General features: G+C 69.7%; 3 protein-coding genes. All 3 read right to left on the bottom strand.

The genetic code is table 11. The features are described from left to right. Positions 1–341: aconitase family protein (locus tag G7A99_RS19355; RefSeq protein WP_240466347.1), on the bottom strand; the 341-nt coding region annotated here is incomplete at its 3' end. 184 nt (positions 342–525) lie between these two features. Next, the gene (hflD, locus tag G7A99_RS19360; RefSeq protein WP_018716882.1) at positions 526–1,143 is read right to left on the bottom strand and encodes a high frequency lysogenization protein HflD; all 618 of its coding nucleotides are present in this window, start codon (positions 1,141–1,143) and stop codon (positions 526–528) included. Then, positions 1,130–1,583: aminomethyltransferase beta-barrel domain-containing protein (locus G7A99_RS19365; protein WP_371807638.1), on the bottom strand; the 454-nt coding region annotated here is incomplete at its 5' end. The genes hflD and G7A99_RS19365, both read right to left, overlap by 14 nt.

Genomic DNA, 1,583 nt, shown 5'->3' on the forward strand with positions numbered 1-1,583 from the left:
ATCAGGTTCGGGTCACCGCCCAGCTCCTGCATCGCATCGCGCATCGCCGCGAGGTCCACCACCGCAGGGACGCCGGTGAAGTCCTGGAGCACCACGCGTGCGGGCGTGAAGGCGATCTGGTCGGACGGCTCCGCCTTCGCCTGCCAGTTGAGCACGGACCGGACGTGATCGGCGGTGACCGCCTCGCCGTCTTCCTTGCGCAGCAGGTTCTCGAGGAGGATCTTCAGCGAGTAGGGGAGGCGGTCGACGTCGTGCTGACCCTTGAGGGCGTCGAGGCTGTGGATGTCGTAGGTTTTCCCGCCGACCTCCAGCGTGGATTTTGTATTGAAGCTGTTGCTCATTTTACCTCCCAGTGCGAGTGCGGGCAGTCAGCCCCGCGGCTTCGGCCTTGTCTCCCTGCCGTTGCCGGGCGGTGATGCACTGCGTGTCCATTGGATGTGCTAGCTCAAAGCGCAGGCTATGATACACGAGGAAAGTATTGATGTGGCAGTGCGGTAGCGCCATCGGCGACACACCCGTGCGCGCTCAGGTGGTCGCCAGGGCCTCGCGCGCGCGCTCAATGAGGCGGTGACGGGAGCAGACCAGCCGCCAGCGGCTGCCGCCGGTCTGACGCCACAATGCGGCGGCGCGTAACGCACTGAGCAGCAGGGCGCGTATCGCCGCGGCGTTGCGGCCGTCCTCCAGGTGCGCGCGCTCGCCCTGGACCATGATCCGGGGCCGCAGCGTGCTCACCGTCTCGGAGTATAGATCGCCCAGATTGTGGAGGACGTTGTCGTGGCGCACCGAGCCGAAATAGCTCGCCTGTTCCGCCGCGGTGCGCAGTCCGGAGACGACCCGGGGGAAGCGCCGGCGGTCGCTGGAGAGCCGGCGCTCCAGATGCAGGACGGTGACGAGATAGCGGGTGAGCTGGGCCTCGCGGGGTGCGCTGAGCTGTTCGACGAGCAGGCGCAGGCCCGGATAGAGGGCCTCGCGGCCGCCGTAGAGATCCGCCACGCCCCCATCCATCGTCCCGAGCAGGCCCCGCAGGCAGGGCTCCATCCGCCTGGGGTCAGCGTGGCCGTGGGCGGCTATGGCGCGTACCTGCTCCAGGGCCTGGAGAATCCCGGCAAGGGCCAGCACCTGATCCATTTCACGCGACGCCACGCACGACCTCCGGGGTGTTGCCGGCGAGGCGTTCCTGGATGATGCCGCCGCCCAGGCAGCGCTCACCGTCGTAGAAGACCGCGGACTGCCCGGGCACCACCGCGCGCTGCGGTGTCTCGAAGGTGACACGGACGGTGTCGCCTTCCGGGGTCAGGCGACAGGGCTGGTCGGGCTGGCGGTAGCGGGTCCTGGCGGTGCACCGCAGCGGTCCCGCCGGGCCTTCCCCGTCCACCCAGCAGAGCTCGCCGGCACGCAGGCCGGTGCTGAGCAGCAGCGGGTGGTCGTGGCCCTGGCCGACGATCAGCCGGTTGCCGGTCATGTCCTTGTCGACCACGTACCAGGCCCCGTCGCCGTGCCCGGCGCGCCCGCCAAGGGCGAGGCCGCGGCGCTGGCCAAGCGTGTAGAAGGCCAGGCCCTGGTGGCGGCCGACGACCTCGCCG

The sequence above is a fragment of the Arhodomonas sp. KWT genome, assembly GCF_010993615.1.